The sequence below is a fragment of the Streptomyces sp. NPDC039736 genome (assembly GCF_055596485.1).
Genome location: NZ_JBVIUQ010000001.1, coordinates 139,242 through 153,979 on the forward strand (window position 1 = coordinate 139,242; position 14,738 = coordinate 153,979).

The 14,738-nt window shown below is 73.2% G+C and carries 13 protein-coding genes; 7 read left to right on the forward strand and 6 right to left on the reverse strand.

The features are described from left to right. Positions 1 to 31 precede the first annotated feature (31 nt). From ACZ56L_RS00570 to ACZ56L_RS00580, 3 genes are read left to right on the forward strand one after another with little or no spacing between them, the layout of a single operon-like run. Entirely contained in the window at positions 32 to 628 is a 597-nt protein-coding gene (locus tag ACZ56L_RS00570) for a DUF5998 family protein (protein ID WP_345217441.1), read from the forward strand. Further along, complete coding sequence (locus ACZ56L_RS00575; RefSeq protein ID WP_471060004.1) at positions 628 to 1,818, forward strand: alkaline phosphatase family protein; 1,191 nt, start codon at positions 628 to 630, stop codon at positions 1,816 to 1,818. The genes ACZ56L_RS00570 and ACZ56L_RS00575 overlap by 1 nt, the downstream gene beginning before the upstream one ends. 47 nt (positions 1,819 to 1,865) lie before the next feature. Further along, positions 1,866 to 2,516: a thymidine kinase gene (locus ACZ56L_RS00580; RefSeq protein WP_471060007.1), complete on the forward strand. Its 651-nt coding sequence runs from the start codon at positions 1,866 to 1,868 to the stop codon at positions 2,514 to 2,516. Positions 2,517 to 2,538: 22 nt separating this feature from the next. On the opposite strand, the gene ACZ56L_RS00585 is transcribed toward ACZ56L_RS00580, so the two are convergent. Continuing rightward, complete coding sequence (locus ACZ56L_RS00585; protein ID WP_471060010.1) at positions 2,539 to 3,687, reverse strand: serine/threonine-protein kinase; 1,149 nt, start codon at positions 3,685 to 3,687, stop codon at positions 2,539 to 2,541. Next, complete coding sequence (locus ACZ56L_RS00590) at positions 3,684 to 5,510, reverse strand: helix-turn-helix domain-containing protein (RefSeq protein WP_471060013.1); 1,827 nt, start codon at positions 5,508 to 5,510, stop codon at positions 3,684 to 3,686. The genes ACZ56L_RS00585 and ACZ56L_RS00590 overlap by 4 nt, the downstream gene beginning before the upstream one ends. A gap of 185 nt (positions 5,511 to 5,695) precedes the next feature. Here ACZ56L_RS00590 and ACZ56L_RS00595 point away from each other — a divergent pair, with 185 nt between their 5' ends. Together ACZ56L_RS00595 and ACZ56L_RS00600 are read left to right on the forward strand one after the other, a co-directional pair. Continuing rightward, positions 5,696 to 5,878 carry a hypothetical protein gene (locus ACZ56L_RS00595; RefSeq protein ID WP_345217450.1) on the forward strand — a complete coding sequence of 61 codons (183 nt, stop codon included), beginning with the start codon at positions 5,696 to 5,698 and terminating at the stop codon, positions 5,876 to 5,878. A gap of 824 nt (positions 5,879 to 6,702) precedes the next feature. Further along, the gene (locus ACZ56L_RS00600; RefSeq protein ID WP_471060017.1) at positions 6,703 to 7,416 is read left to right on the forward strand and encodes an ATP-binding cassette domain-containing protein; all 714 of its coding nucleotides are present in this window, start codon (positions 6,703 to 6,705) and stop codon (positions 7,414 to 7,416) included. On the opposite strand, the gene ACZ56L_RS00605 is transcribed toward ACZ56L_RS00600, so the two are convergent. Next, positions 7,391 to 8,164, reverse strand: coding sequence for a VOC family protein (locus ACZ56L_RS00605; RefSeq protein WP_471060020.1), 774 nt, complete (start codon positions 8,162 to 8,164; stop codon positions 7,391 to 7,393). The two genes, ACZ56L_RS00600 and ACZ56L_RS00605, sit on opposite strands and share 26 nt — an antisense overlap. A gap of 209 nt (positions 8,165 to 8,373) precedes the next feature. Between ACZ56L_RS00605 and ACZ56L_RS00610 the strand changes: the two genes are divergently transcribed. Continuing rightward, positions 8,374 to 9,201 (forward strand): sulfurtransferase, encoded by an 828-nt coding sequence (locus tag ACZ56L_RS00610; RefSeq protein ID WP_345217456.1) that lies wholly within the window; start codon positions 8,374 to 8,376, stop codon positions 9,199 to 9,201. A gap of 122 nt (positions 9,202 to 9,323) precedes the next feature. Here ACZ56L_RS00610 and sepH read toward each other — a convergent pair whose 3' ends face one another. Then, positions 9,324 to 10,412: a septation protein SepH gene (sepH, locus tag ACZ56L_RS00615; RefSeq protein WP_471060024.1), complete on the reverse strand. Its 1,089-nt coding sequence runs from the start codon at positions 10,410 to 10,412 to the stop codon at positions 9,324 to 9,326. A gap of 543 nt (positions 10,413 to 10,955) precedes the next feature. Here sepH and ACZ56L_RS00620 point away from each other — a divergent pair. Next, positions 10,956 to 11,852, forward strand: coding sequence for a hypothetical protein (locus ACZ56L_RS00620; protein WP_471060027.1), 897 nt, complete (start codon positions 10,956 to 10,958; stop codon positions 11,850 to 11,852). 205 nt (positions 11,853 to 12,057) lie between these two features. On the opposite strand, the gene ACZ56L_RS00625 is transcribed toward ACZ56L_RS00620, so the two are convergent. Both ACZ56L_RS00625 and ACZ56L_RS00630 read right to left on the reverse strand, forming a co-directional pair. Next, positions 12,058 to 13,374 (reverse strand): D-arabinono-1,4-lactone oxidase, encoded by a 1,317-nt coding sequence (locus ACZ56L_RS00625; RefSeq protein ID WP_471060030.1) that lies wholly within the window; start codon positions 13,372 to 13,374, stop codon positions 12,058 to 12,060. Further along, complete coding sequence (locus ACZ56L_RS00630; RefSeq protein ID WP_345217465.1) at positions 13,337 to 14,584, reverse strand: MFS transporter; 1,248 nt, start codon at positions 14,582 to 14,584, stop codon at positions 13,337 to 13,339. Before ACZ56L_RS00630 ends, ACZ56L_RS00625 begins: the two co-directional genes overlap by 38 nt. Between the last annotated feature and the right edge of the window lie 154 nt (positions 14,585 to 14,738).

Genomic DNA, 14,738 nt, shown 5'->3' on the forward strand with positions numbered 1-14,738 from the left:
CCGCCCTCCCGGGCCCCGTAGGATGGAAGGCATGGCGAAGACCGGTACGACGACCCAGGGGCTGCGGGCAGCGATCGAGCGCAGCGGCTACTACCCGGCTCTGGTGGCCGAGGCGGTGGAGGCCGCCGTCGGCGCGGAGCCCATCTCGTCGTACCTCGTGCACCAGGAGACCACGTTCGACTCGAACGAGGTCCGCCGTCACGTGACCGTCCTGGTCCTCACCGGCACCCGCTTCATCGTCAGCCACACCGACGAGCAGAACGCCGACACCAGCTCCCCGACGCCGTACGCCACCACCTCCACCGAGTCCGTGAAGATCGGCCGGATCTCCTCGGTGGTGGTCAGCCGCGTCGTGGCCAACCCGGAGAAGTACGTTCCGGGGACGCTGCCCCGCGAGGTCGTCCTCACCATCGGCTGGGGCGCGGTCTCCCGCATCGACCTGGAGCCCGCCGGCTGCGCCGACCCGGGCTGCGACGCCGACCACGGCTACACCGGCAGCTCCACCGCCGACGACCTGAGCCTGCGCGTCAGCGAGGCCGGGGACGGCCCGGACACGGTCAGGCAGACCCTCGTCTTCGCGCAGGCCCTGTCCGAGGCGACGGCCGCGACCGGCTCCTCCGCCCGCTGATGGCGCTGCCCGCCGCCTGGCAGGACCCCGTCCCCCTCGCGCTCGACACCGCACCGGTCCCGCAGTACGGCTCCGGCTCCCTCGCGGACCTGCTGCCGACGCTGGCGGCCGGCATGGACGTACCCGGAACGACCGCGTCCCTCGACGGGCTGACCCCCGCCGACCGCAACTGCGTCTTCCTGATCGACGGTCTCGGCTGGGAGCAGATCAAGGCCCACCCGGACGAGGCCCCCTACCTGCACTCCCTCCTCCCGACCTCGCGCGGCGGCACCGGCCGCCCGATCACGGCCGGTTTCCCCGCCACCACCGCGACCTCGCTCGCCTCCGTCGGCACGGGCCTGACCCCCGGCGTGCACGGCCTGGCGGGCTACACGGTCCGCGACCCGGCCACGAACGCCCTGATGAACCAGCTCCGCTGGCGGCCCTGGACCGACCCGCACGTCTGGCAGCCGCACCCCACGGTCTTCCAGCTCGCGGACGCGGCGGGCGTGCACACCGCGCAGGTCTCCTCCCCGGACTTCCAGCACACCCCGCTGACCAAGATCGCGCTGAGCGGCGGCACCTTCCAGGGCCGGCTGACCGGCGAGGACCGGATGGACCTCGCCGCGCGCCACCTGGCGGCGGGGGACCGGTCGCTGGTCTACACGTACTACAGCGAGGTCGACGGCGCGGGCCACCGCTTCGGCGTCGACTCCGACGCCTGGCGCGGCCAGTTGATGCACGTCGACCGCCTCGCCCAGCGCCTGGCCGAGCAGCTCCCGCCGCGCAGCGCCCTGTACGTCACCGCCGACCACGGCATGATCGACGTCCCCTTCGACGAGCAGTCGCGGATCGACTTCGACGAGGACTGGGAACTGGGCGCGGGCGTCGCCCTGCTCGGCGGCGAGGGCCGCGCCCGCCACGTGTACGCGGTCCCCGGCGCCACCTCGGACGTCCTGGCGGTCTGGCGCGAGGTGCTCGGCGAGCAGTTCTGGGTGGCGAGCCGCGACGAGGCGATCGACCTCGGCTGGTTCGGACCGTACGTCGACGAGCGCGTCCACGGCCGGATCGGCGACGTGGTCGCCGCGGCCCACGACGACGTGGTGATCACCGCCTCCCGCAAGGAGCCCGGTGAGTCCTCGATGGTCGGCATGCACGGCTCGATGACCCCGGCGGAACAGCACGTCCCGCTCCTCGAAGTGCGCCCGTAACCCTCCCCCCTTCCCCCCTCATGACGGCCCGAAAGGCTCAACTCCTCATGTCCGAGCTGGTGTTCTTCTCTGGAACCATGGATTGCGGGAAGAGCACCCTGGCACTCCAGATCGGCCACAACCGCTCCGCCCGGGGCCTCCAGGGCGTCATCTTCACGCGGGACGACCGGGCGGGCGAGGGCAAGCTGTCGTCGCGGCTGGGGCTGGTGACGGAGGCCGTGGAGGCCGGGCCCGGGAGGGATTTGTACGGGTATGTGGTGGACCAGGTGTCGCGCGGCGGCAAGGTCGACTACGTGATCGTGGACGAGGCGCAGTTCCTCGCGCCGGAGCAGGTCGACCAACTGGCGCGGATCGTGGACGACCTGGACCTGGACGTGTTCGCGTTCGGGATCATGACGGACTTCCGGACGCGGCTGTTCCCGGGTTCGCAGCGGTTGATCGAGCTGGCGGACCGGCTGGAGACCCTGCAGGTCGAGGCGATGTGCTGGTGCGGGGCACGGGCCACGCACAACGCCCGCACGGTGGGCGGTGCGATGGTCGTCGAGGGCGAGCAGGTCGTGGTCGGCGACGTGAACCGGCCTGCCGAGGACGTCGGTTACGAGGTGCTGTGCCGCCGCCACCACCGCAGGCACATGACGAGCGCGTCGGCGCATGCGGGCGCCCTGTCGCCGGACGTGCTGCCGGTCAGCGCCGGATGAGGAAGGGGCCGGGAGTCCCCGGTCATGGTTCCTCGTGGTCTCGCGGCCCGTTCGGGGGCCTTCCGAACGCGGTGATCGGCTTGCGGGGGATGTAACTGCGGGCGACGGGAGGTGCGGTGCCGGAAGGCTTGCCCGTGTCGAGTGGGGACGGCACCGGGCCGGTGGTCTCCTCCGGTGCGGTGAGTGGCACCTCGGGCACGGCGTCCTGCACCGGCGCGTCGTGCGGCGAGCGCGGTTTTCCGCCGGGCGAGGACGAGAAGGCGACGGTCCGGGATGCCGGGTCCTGCGGCTCGGCCGGGACCGGCGGGCCGACCGGGTCCGGCGGGTCGACCGGGTCGGGCGGCAGTACCAGCCCGGCCAGCGCCGCGCGTGCTTCGGATGCCGTGGGGCGCGCCTCCGGGGCCTTGGCGAGCAGGGCGCTCACCAGCGGTCGCAGCGGTCCTTCGGGGATCTCCGGGTCGACGTAGAGCACGGCGTGCATGACCGCGATCGGATTGTCGCGTTCGAACGGCGCACGGCCCGTCAGGGCGAACAGCAACGTCGCTCCCAAGGACCACATGTCGGAAGCCGGGTGCGGGGGATTGCCCCTGATCCGCTCGGGGCCCATGTATCCCGGCGTCCCGATCACGACGCCCGTCTGCGTCAGCGTGGTGTCCGGGTCCTCCAGCGCCGCGATGCCGAAGTCCATCAGTACGACGCGCCCCTCCGGTTCGAGCTGTACGTTGGCCGGCTTGACGTCGCGGTGCACGACTCCCGCCCTGTGGACCACCTCCAGCGCCGCGGCCAGCTCCAGGCCGATCCGCGCGGTTTCCCGGACTGACAGGGCCCCGTCCGTTCGCACCGCCGAGTCGAGGGAGCGGCCCGTGACGAGTTCCATCACGATCCACAGCCGGTTGTTCCCGTCGGCGACGTCATGGATGTTCACCACGGCGGGATGGGTGATGCGGGCTGCTGTCTGTGCCTCCCTGCGAGCGCGCTCGTAGGCGTTCCGGTGGTGCTCGTCGTCGTGCCCGGACGGCAGTGTCACCTCCTTGACCGCGACCTCGCGGTGCAGCGCCTCGTCGAGCGCGCGCCACACCTGGCCCATGCCGCCCCGGCCGAGCAGGCCCAGCAGCCGGTAGCGCCCTCCGACGAGTTGACGGGGCCGGCCCTCTTCGGTGCTCTGGCTCATGGCTGGGCCCTTTCCTGCCAGAAGGCGAGATTGCGCCGTATGGCCTGGGTATGGGGGTGGCGGCGGCCCAGTGCCCGCAGCGTGTCCGCAAGGAGGGCGGACAACTGCGCCGCGGCGTCCGTCGTTCTGCCCGCAACTCCCTGCCAGGCGGCCAGATTGTGCCGGACGACCAAGGTGTACAGGTGATCGTGCCCCAGCGCCTCCACGGCGTCCCGTCGCAGCGCCGTGTATCCGGCCACGGCCCCTGCGACGTCTCCCGACACCCCCTGCCACTGCGCCAGGTCGCTGCGCGTGGCGAGGGTGTCCGGGTGACTGCCGCCGAGGGCGGTCCGCTGGAGGTCGAGCAGTTCGCGCAGGGCGGCCACGGCTCCCGACGCGTCTCCGGCCTCGCCCCGCCACACCGCCAGTCCTCTTCGTACGGCCAGGGTGTCGGGATGATCCGTGCCCAGGATCCGCAGGGCGTCCGGCAGCAGGGCCGCGAACTCCGCCACCGCGCCGTGAGGCCGGCCTGCCATGCCCTGCCAGTGGGCGAGGTTGTGGCGCGTGGCCAGGACTTCGTGGTGATCGGCGCCCAGCACGGATTCCCGGTGCGGGAGCAGGGAGCGCAACGCGGCGACGGCCCCCGCCGGGTCTCCCGCCTCGCCGCGCCAGGCGGCCAGGTCGTGCTGTGCGGTCAGGGTGTCCGGGTGGTCGGGACCGCAGTGCCGGTGTTGCGCCACGACGAGTTCGGCGTAGAGGCGAACGGCGTCGGCGGTACGGAATGCTTCGGCAGCCGCCGTGGCCTCGGTCCACATGTCCGCCAGCTCGTCCGGTCCCGGGGCGGACGGGCCGGGGGCGGCCGGGGGTGGAGACGGGGGGTGCGGGGACCCGCACGCGGGGACGGGCGCACCGGAGAAGGGGCCGGGGAAGCTCGACGGACGCGTGGGTAAGGACGAGGAGAAGGGCGAGACCGACTGGTCGCCCACCACGGTGTGCGGTCCCGCGCCCGAATTCAGGGAACCAGCCCTGTCCTCACCGTCTCCGACGTGCCCGCCGCTGTCGTCACCGTCTCCGGCGTGTCCGCCGCCGTCGGTCCGGTGTCTGCCGTCGCCCTCGGGCCCCGCGCAGCCCTTCGTCGGCCCGTCCGGCCCGATGCCGCGCTCAGCCGGATTGTCCGTGCTGTCCTCGGGACCGCTGGGGTTGTCCGGGACAACGTCGGACAACCCCAGCAGGTTCAGTTGCTGGGTGAGCCGCAGCGCCCGGCCGCGTTCCTGGGCGGCCGCCCGCTCGGCCGCCCGTTGCCCGGCGAGAGCCGCACGCGCCTCCTCCACCGCCCGGTCCCGCTCGGCCTCGACGTGCCGAAGGGCCTCGTGGACCTGGTTCAGTTCACGGGTGTGGCGTTTCTCCCGCTTGAGCCGCCGCCGCTCGCTCTTCAACTCGGCGACTTCCCTCTCCAGCTCGACGCGGCGTCGCAGGAGGTGCTGGAGGTCGGGGCCCTCGGCCCAGGGGGCAGGGACCTGTGCCGGTTCCGCGGGTGCCGGCGGGGACGCGGCCATTCCGATGGGCAAGGTCAGCGAGTCCTTGCGCAGCGAGCGCAGGGCCCGGTTCAGCAGGGCCAGTGCCCGCTTCTCGTCCCGCTCGCACACATCGGGGTCCGAGGCGGTGGCCCGCACCAGGGCGCGGACGAAGTCCGCACGGGGGATCCTGCCGCCGAGGCATTCCGAGATCTGCGTACGCGACACGAAGAGCTCCACGGCCAGCTCGCGGTACGTCTTGCCACTCAGGTCCACGCGTTCGCGCAGGTGGAGCGCGAGTTCCCGGGCCTCGTCCGACGCGGCGCGCACGTCCCCCCTCGGGCGCCCGCCTCTTGACTCCGAGACCACGCCGCCCCCCTCTCGCCCCTGCCCGTATCCCTGGACAACGTACGGAAGCTCCCGGACTACCCCCGGACAAATGCGGCCAACCCGGCGGCGCGGCAGGCTCGTTGTCCATCAGTCGGGCCCTCTCGGGCTGACCCAAGGAGACCATGATGCCTGCCCGTCCCGCACGTGCCGAGTCCTTTCAACCTTCCTGGCCGGGGTGGCCGTACGTCGTACTCACCGTTCTGCTCGCCGCCGTCGGCAACGACTGGACGTCGGGAGAGGTGCGCACCCTGGGATACGTCCTGGTGGTGATCGTCGCGGTGGCCTCTGCCCTGCCTCGCCGCCACTGACTCCGCCCCTGACCCGGCCTGTCGGCGAACGCGTGTCCGTTCGTCGGCGGGCCGGGCCGGGCCACCCCCGCCCCGCGCTGCCCGTGTCCCCGCCGTGTCGTGCCGGCAGGCCGTCGGCCAGGACCTCCAGGGCGCGCCGGTGGTCGTCCGCCGAGGTCACGTCGTCCCACCGGGGCTCGAAGGAGGCGAGCCTCGGGAGCTGCCGGGCGCGTCGGCGAGGTGCCGGTGCTGGCGGGCCGGGGTGTCCTGACGGCGATGTCCGTCGTCGCCCACCTGCTGGCGCCGCTCGTCGCGGCGAGCGTGACTCCGCTGACCGTCGTCGTCGTGATGCTCGCGTTCAACTGGCAGATGGGGCTGGCCGCCCTGGCCGCCGTACCGCTCGTCGCGGCCGTCCAGACCTGGACGGCACGCGCCTCCACCGACACCGACGTGAAGACCACCGACCGGGTCGTCGAATACCTCAGGGCCAACCCGTCCTGCGGGCCAGCGGCCGCACCGCCGAACGCTTTGCCCTGCTCGACGACTCCCTTGCACGAGTCCAGCGCGCCACCCGTCGCCCTGCCCGGCGCCGTGGATCCGGCCGTCACCGTGCAGCTCGCCCTCATCGGGCCTGCTCACCCTGGGCTCCTACCTGGCGCTCGGCGGCAGCGTCGGCGTCGCCGAGGTCCTGTCGGTCCTGGTGCTCGCCGTCCGCTGCGCCGACCCGCTCCTCTCCCTCGCCGACATCGGCGGCCGGCTCCGCGCTGCCCGCACCGTGCTGACCAAGCTGGACGCCCTGCTGTGCGCCGAGCCGCTGCCCGTCTCCTCCGGACTCGGTCGAACCGGTGGGCCACGCCCTGAAGTTCGACGGCGTCTGCTTCCGGCACGGCGAACGCACCGTGCTCGACGGGCTCACGCTCACCGTTCCCCAAGGGCAACGTCTGGCGGTCGTCGGCCCCTCCGGTGCGGGCAAGTCCACCCTGCTCCAGCTCCTCGCCCGCTTCCACGACGTCGAGGCGGGAGCCGTCCGGGTGGGCGGCGTCGACGTACGCGCGATCGACCCGGACGTCCTCATGACGCAGTGCGCCATCGTCTTCCAGGACGTCCACCTCTTTGACGGCACCATCGAGGAGAACGTCCGCCTCGGCCGCCCCGACGCCACCGACACGCAGGTACGGCGAGCAGCGGAGGCCGCCCGTCCCGACGAGGTGACGTCGGCCCTGGACCCGGTCAACGAGGCGGCCGTCCAGGAAGGCGTCGAACGCCTCATGGCGAGCCGGACCGTCGTGAGGGTCGCGCACCGGATGCACACCGTGCGCCGCGCCGGCCAGGTCGTCTTCCTGGAGCACGGCACCGTCGCCGAACAGGGCACCTATGACGAGCTGCTCCCGCGCGGCGGCCGCTACACCGACTTCCGGAGCATGTCACTGACGTCGGCGGGGGAGCGAGGACGGGCCGCCCCGGGCCCGCGAGGACATCGGGCGTGCGACCGGGGCCACGACGCGCAGCCCCCCCCCGCCATCACCACCACCGTCAGCGGTGCGACCGTACGACCGTGAAAACGGCGCCCTCCGGGTCCGCGACCACGGCGGTCCGGCCGGTCGTGCTCTCCCTGGGCGGCTGGAGGACGTGCCCGCCGAGGTCGCGCACCAGCGCGGCGGCCTCGTCGGTGTCCTCGACCTCGAAGTACGTCATCCAGTGCGCCCCCCGCTCACGCGGCAGCGCATGGCCCACCCCGTGCAGCGAGGCCACCGGCTTCCCGTCGAGCAGCAGCGTCGTGAAGTCGAAGTCGGCCGAGACGACCGCCTCCGCGCCGTACCCGAACACCGCCTGGTAGAACTTCACGATGCCGGCCGTCTCCCGCGTCACCAGCTCGTTCCAGACCGGCGTCCCCGGCACCCCGGCGAGCCCCGTGCCCAGGTGTTCCGCCGCCTGCCAGAGGCCGAACACCGCGCCCGCCGGGTCCGCGACGATCGCCAGCCGGCCCGCCTCGCCCGCCTGCAGCGGGCCGACCGCGACCGTGCCGCCGCTGCTGCTGACGGCCTGCGCGCTCGCCGTCGCGTCGTCGGTCGCCAGGTACGGCGTCCACGCGGTCGTCAGGTGCCGGTCCGGTGGCAGCCGGCCGAGGCCCGCGATGTCGCGTCCGTCCAGCAGGGCCCGCACATAGGGGCCGAGCTCCTGGGGGCCCGGCCGGAACTCCCAGCCGAACAGGGCGCCGTAGAACTGCTGGGTGGTGGGCAGTTGGTGCACCATCAGACTCACCCAGCAGGGGGTGCCGGGCGTGTGCCGTGCGGCAGCCTCGGTCATTCACGTCTCCTCGGACCATTCGTGGTGGCCGTTACAGGATCGGGGCGGGCACGCCGTCGCGCGGTACGGACCGTGGCCCCGTGCAGATGCTTGCACCACCCGGCGCGGAGCGCGCCCCGGCCGCGCCGCGCGGCTCGTTTCCGCCTCGTTACGACGGGGCTCCGCGACGGAAGTGACGGCCGGGTGCGGCACTGCGCGAGGATGGCCCCATGAACGCCATCATCTCCGCAGCCGCCCTCGCGAGCGAGTCGGCGGGACCCCGCCCGCCCGTCCTCCTCGACGTCCGCTGGCAGCTCGGCGGCCCGAACCTGCGCTCCGAGTACGCCGCCGGGCACCTGCCCGGCGCGGTCTACGTCGACCTCGACGCCGAACTCGCCGGGCCGCCCGGCTCCGGCGGCCGCCATCCGCTGCCGGACCCGGAGGCCTTCGGCGCGGTCATGCGCCGCGCGGGCGTCTCGGCGGACACCCCGGTCGTCGTGTACGACGGCGGGCTCGGCTGGGCCGCGGCCCGCGCCTGGTGGCTGCTGCGCTGGGCGGGTCACCGTGACGTACGGGTCCTGGACGGCGGTTTGGCCGCCTGGGAGGGGGAGCTGACGACCGAGGTCCCGGACCCCGCCGAGGGCGATTTCCAGCCGAAGCCCGGCGGCATCGGCCTGCTGGACGCGGACGGCGCCGCCGCGCTGGCCCGCGAGGGGCTGCTCCTGGACGCCCGCGCCGCCGAACGCTACCGGGGCGACGTCGAGCCCATCGACCGCGTCGGCGGCCACATCCCGGGCGCGGTCTCCGCCCCGACCAGCGAGAACACCACCGCCGACGGCCGGTTCCGGCCCGCCGCCGAACTGGCGGAACGCTTCACCCGGCTCGGCGCGCGCACCGCGCCCGCCGTCGGCGTCTACTGCGGGTCCGGGGTGTCGGGCGCGCACCAGGTACTGGCCCTGGAGCTGGCTGGCGTCGAGGCGGCGCTGTACGCGGGGTCCTGGTCCGAGTGGTCCTCGGACGAGTCCCGCCCGGTCGCCACCGGTCCCGCCCCGCAGTAGGCCCACCGTCGAGGAGGGGCCCGTACACGAAACGTACGGGCCCCTCCTCGCCACGACGTACCGGCGTCCAGCAACCGCGGCGCCTGCTCGTCGTGCCGCCCCGGCCGCCGCTGCTGCCTCTGCTACTCCTGCTTCTTGCGGCGCGTGCCGAAGACGATCTCGTCCCAGCTCGGCACCGCGGCCCGGCGGCCCGGACGCACGCCGTCCGCCTCCGCCTGCCGGTCCGTCGTCCCGACCAGCCGGTCGCGGTGACCCGCCACGGCCCTCGGCATCAGCACGTCCGCGTACGCCGCGCCGGCCCCGGCGGCCGCGGGCGGCTCCTCGGGCACGGACTCGGGCTCGTCCGCGTCGAGCACCGTCGGCGGCTCCGGCGGCGGCGGAACCTGACGCTCCGGCACCACCATGTCGCCGCGGAAGCTGGGCACCGCCTCCAGCAGGCTGGTCAGCGAGTCCCGCTCGGACCCGGAGTCGTCCGCCTCCATCGCGGGCGGCGGCCCGGGCCGCTCCAGCTGCCGGTCCAGGGCGCGGTCCAGCGGCCGCTCCAGGGAACGGTCGAGGGCCCGGTCCAGCGGCCGGTCGCGCGGCAGCCGCGCGATCCGGGGCACGAACAGGAAGCTCGGCTCGGGGGCCGCGGGCAGGTCGTCGCTCTCGCCGATCAGCGAGCGCGCCTCGTCGTCCACGGCCGCGACCAGCCGGCGCGGCGGGTCGTACGTCCAGCTCGCGGAGTGCGGTTCGCCCGCGACCCGGTAGACGAGCAGGACCTCCCAGGTGCCGTCGTCGCGGCGCCAGGAGTCCCAGAGCACGGTGTCCTTGTCGGCACCGCGCAGCAGCAGCCGCTCCTGCACCGCCTCGCCGAGCTGGGGTCCGGCGTTCTCACCGGGCCTGCGGACGGGGGTCTTGCGGGCGCGCTCGGCCATGAAGGCGCGCTCGGCGAGCACGGGCCCCTCGAAGCGGCGCACCCGGTCGACCGGGATGCCGGCCATCTGGGCGACCTCTTCGGCGGAGGCTCCTGCTCGTATCCGCGCCTGGATGTCGCGAGGGCGGAGGTGACTCTCCACCTCGATCTCGATCTGGCCGAGTCGGGCGCGGTCGTTGCGGACGGCGGCACGCAGTCGCTCGTCGATCGGAAGCGTGTACTCCGTGCTGTCCGCAGCCTTCAAAACCAGCCGTGTGCCGTCGTTGCTGACGGCCACGACACGCAGTTCGGGCATGGGGACCTCCCGGGTGGTGCCTGCCGACGTCACGTGCGTCGCTGCTTCCGCTAGTCGAGTGTGGCCTGCCCGGGTGCAGCCTGCCACTACCTTGCCGTGTTGCCCGGCGTGTCGGGCATTGCGCCCGCGCTCGCCGTTATGGCACGGTGACCTGTTGTCGACGCAAAGTGACCACTGGTCACCCTGTGTAGCAGGTATCCGTTCGATGCCGTGGCGCCGCCGGTTACGAGTGCCGTTCGGCCCCCTCCCGAAGGGTCCGGACACCCCAGGGGGAGACCGGATCCAGGGCTCGCAACACTACTCCATTTGGGCCACATGGGTGGACCGGCGCGCCGTCGAAGTTCTCCCCGGCCACGGGAGTTGTCACACCTCCGCGCGGGTCGTTCCCCGTCAACTCTTGTGAGCGCGCTCCTGCCCCGTGAAGGGCGAACTGACGCCCCTTGGTGTCCTGATTCACAGAAAGACCAGAAGCGGAACTTTTGACTTCGCCCAAATGTCTCTTCCTGTAGCAAGGTGCAACGGAAGGACAAACAGAGGTTGGGGATGGACAAGAAGCTGGAAAACAGTGCAGAACCGGCGAAACGCCGCATCGATCTGAGCGTGGCGCAGGTGGCGGGCAGCGCCGTGGCGGCGGTGATCGCGGCCGTACTGGCGTCCCAGCTCGGCGTCTACGGAACGGTCATCGGCGCGGGCGTGGTCAGTGTCGTCGCCACCAGTGGCGGAACGATTTTCCAGCATGTCTTCAAACGTACCGGGGAGCAGCTCCGCGAGGTCACCGTCCACGCGAAGCCGAAGAGCCGGCAACCGCACGTGGACGACCGGACCCGGGTGCTGCGCCAGGTGGAGGTGCCGACGGGCCTGGAGGAGGGGCAGCTCCCCGGGGACGGCGAGTTCACCGAGGCGTCCGTGCACGGCACCCGGGTGCGGGGCTGGAAGCGGTCGGCGATCGGGGCCGCGGTGGTGTTCGCGGTCGCGATGGGCGGGATCACGGTCTACGAACTGGTCGCCTCGCCCCTCAGCGGCAACGACAGGCCCGCGCTCGAGAGCGTGTTCACGGGCAATCAGCAGAAGCGGACCCCGCCCGCCGAACAGCCTCCGGCCTCCCAGGACCCGGACCCCGGCACCACCGGCGGCACCGGCCGGACTGCCGCTCCCGACCAGGACTCCGGCGACAAGCAGTCGCCCGACCCCGGCACCGGCGGCAAGCAGAGCCCGGACCCGGGCGTCACCCCGACGCCCGGCCCCAGCACCGGCGACGGCGGCACCACGGACGACGGCACCGCCACCGGCGGCCAGACCGCGCCGCCCACGCAGGACCCCGGCGGCGAGGCCGACAAGGGCGAGCAGGACAAGGCTCCGGGTACCGCCGCGGGCGCCGAGGGCCGGCAGCAGCCCCCGCCGCCGCCCGCGGGGGGCGAGGCGGACACGGAGGCTCCCTGAGGGGCGCCGCATCCCGGGGCGGGGGCCCGCCGGCCCCCGCTCGCGGGGGCCGGTCGCGGGCCCTTGGCGGTCCTGCGCGTGCCTTTCCCGGGGCTTGTGCGGGCCTTCCGCGCCCCCTGCGCGGACTTCCCGCAGGCCCTCGCCGGGGCTTCCCCGGCCCGGGGCCGGTCCCGGGCCGGGTTCCGGACCCGCCCCGGGACCCGGCTCAGTCGCCCAGCACGCGCCGCAGGTAGTCGTTGCCGAAGAGGCGGTCCGGGTCGAGGCGGTCGCGCAGTGCGGTGAACTCGCCGAAGCGCGGGTAGGCCGCCGCCAGGTACTCGGCGTCGCGGGTGTGCATCTTGCCCCAGTGCGGGCGGCCGCCGTGCGCGGTCATGATGCGCTCGACGGCGGTGAAGTACCCCTGGTACGGAGTGCCCCGGTACATGTGCACGGCGATGTACGAGGTGTCCCGGCCGGAGGCGGTGGAGAGCGCGATGTCGTCGGCCGGGGCCGTGCGCACCTCCACCGGGAAGCTGATCCGCAGCGGCGAGCGCTCGACCATCGCGCGCACCTCGCGCAGCACCTCCACGGTGGCCTCACGCGGAACGGCGTACTCCATCTCCACGAAACGCACCCGGCGCGGGCTCGTGTAGACCTTGTACGGAATGTCGGTGTAGGTCCGCGCGGACAGGGCGCGGCTGGAGACCTTGGCGATGACCGGGATGGTGCGCGGCACGGCCCTGCCGAGCGAGCAGACCACCTGGAAGAGGCCGTTGGACATGAACTCGTCCTCGATCCAGCCCGCGATCCGGCCGGGCGGGGCGATGGGCCCCAGGGTGCGGTTGTTGCGCTTGGTGTTGCAGTTGCTGGTGTGCGGGAACCAGTAGAACTCGAAGTGCTCGTTCTCGGCCACCAGGGCGTCGAAGTCCGCGGTGACCCGGTCGAAGCCCATCGGCTCCTCGCGCGCCGTCAGGTGGAAGACCGGCTCCACGGCGAAGGTGACGGCGGTGATGACGCCGAGCGCGCCCAGGCCGATCCGGGCGGCGGAGAAGACCTCCCGGTTCTCCTGCTCGGAGCAGGTGAGGACCTGCCCGTCTGCGGTGATCAGCTCGAGTGCCCTGATCTGGGCGGCCAGCGAGGCGGAATCGCGGCCGGTGCCGTGGGTTCCGGTGCTGGTGGCGCCCGCGACCGTCTGCTCCATGATGTCGCCCATGTTCGTGAGCGACAGGCCCTCGCGGGCCAGTGCCACGTTGAGGCGCTTGAGCGGGGTGCCCGCCTCCACGGTGACCGTGCCCGCCTCGCGGTCGATGCCGCGGATGCCGGTCAGCAGGTCGGGACGGACGTGCACCCCGTCGGTGGCCCCTATGGCGGTGAACGAGTGGCCGGTGCCGACCGGCTTGACCCGCAGGCCCTCGGCGGCCGCGGTGCGCACCGCGTCGGCCAGCTCCTCGACCGACGAGGGCGTCACCGCCCGCGCGGGGCGGGCGGTGACGGTGCCCGACCAGTTACGCCAGGCGGTGCTCGTCTTCGTGGTGTCGCTCATCGGCGCCGTGCCCTCCCCGATTCGGTGCCGGCCTGCCCAGCCGGCGGTACCCCAGGAACGCCACCGCGGCCGCGAGAGCCCCCGACGCGACGGACACCGCGTACGCCGCGTCCGCGCCCATCCCGTCGACGGCCCACCCTGCGGCGGACGAGCCGAGCGAGACGCCGACGGCGAGCCCGGTACTGGTCCAGGTCATGCCCTCGGTCAGCTTGGTGCGGGGTACGTGCTGTTCGACCAGGGCCATCGTGGTCACCATCGTCGGTGCGACGGCCAGGCCCGCGACAAAGAGCGCCACGGCCAGAAACGGAAGGTTCCCGGCCAGTTGGAGGGGGATCATACTCACGGCCATCGCACACACACCCAGCAGCCACCTCCTGGTGGGGGAGCCCTTGAGGTGCAGCAGCCCGAACACTGCTCCCGCCAGGCACGATCCCAGCGCGTACGCCGCCAGCACCAGGCTGGCCGCGGCCTTGTGCCCCTGCTCCTCGGCGAAGGCCACGGTGACCACGTCGATCGAGCCGAAGACGGCGCCGGTGGCGACGAACGTGGCCACCAGCACCTGAAGCCCCCGGGACCTGAGCGCCGAGCCGCCCCTCCCACCCGGCTCGCGCGGATGCGGCACCGGCTCGGTGGCGCGCTGCGCGGTCAGCCAGAAGACGCCCACCAGCAGGAACACGCCCGCGATCAGCGGACCCGCCTCCGGGAACCAGGCGGTGGACAGACCGATCGAGGCGATCGGCCCGAAGATGAAGCAGATCTCGTCCGCGATGGACTCCCAGGAGTACGCGGTGTGCAGCTCGCGCGGGGAGTCGCGGTAGATCGCCGCCCAGCGGGCCCGGACCATCGATCCGACGCTGGGCACCGTGCCCGCGCCCGCCGCGAACACGAACAGCGTCCAGTCGGGGGTGCCCTGCTGGGCGCAGACCAGCAGACCCGCCACGGCGACGACGGCCACTAGGGCCGCCGGGCGCAGCACCCGGCTCTGGCCGTGCCGGTCGACCAGCCGGGAGATCTGCGGACCGAAGACGGCCGCCGACATCGCGAGGGTGGCGGAGAGGGCGCCCGCCAGGCCGTAACGGCCGGTGAGCTGGGAGATCATGGTGACGATGCCGATGCCCATCATGGACAGCGGCATCCGGCCGAGGAGCCCCGCCACCGAGAAGCTCCTGGTACCGGGGGCGGCGAAGATGGCGCGATAGGGACTGGACAACTTGAGGTTCCGCCGATCAGGCGCGCGCTGGGGGCAGGCGCCGCTCACACATGTAGATGTCTCGTACAGGTTTTCGTACAGGTTACGTACCGAAGGCCCGCACCGGCACTGTGATCTGTGTCGGGTGCGGCGCTGTCGGAGGCGGGTGGCAGGA